The sequence below is a fragment of the Brevibacterium sp. SIMBA_078 genome (assembly GCF_046534565.1).
Taxonomy (GTDB): domain Bacteria; phylum Actinomycetota; class Actinomycetes; order Actinomycetales; family Brevibacteriaceae; genus Brevibacterium.
The window spans coordinates 1-241 of record NZ_JAWRYQ010000521.1 but is presented as its reverse complement, the minus strand read 5'-3'; the positions used below and the strand labels follow the sequence as shown (position 1 = coordinate 241).

At 32.8% G+C, this 241-nt stretch carries 1 protein-coding gene; it reads right to left on the bottom strand.

The genetic code is table 11. From position 1 onward, the window contains the following. Nucleotides 1-241: hypothetical protein (locus SB749_RS20645; RefSeq protein ID WP_410711961.1), on the bottom strand; the 241-nt coding region annotated here is incomplete at both ends.

The window sequence follows — 241 nt, the reverse complement described above, 5'->3', positions numbered from 1 at the left end:
CTAACATTCTTTTATTCAGCATTTCTCCAAATGCTGTTGTACTTTGTTTTTTTTCCACTTCAGATGCTTTTGAATTGAATTTCTTAAATACGTCAACTATGTATGGAGCAGTCGTAACAGTAGTTTGCTTTTCATTATACTGTTCAAGTATTTGTTGCACTTCATCTGGATCATTAATTTCTTTTAGGAGCTGAACGTTTTCACCAACGCCAACAATATATAAGGTATCTCCAATATGAAG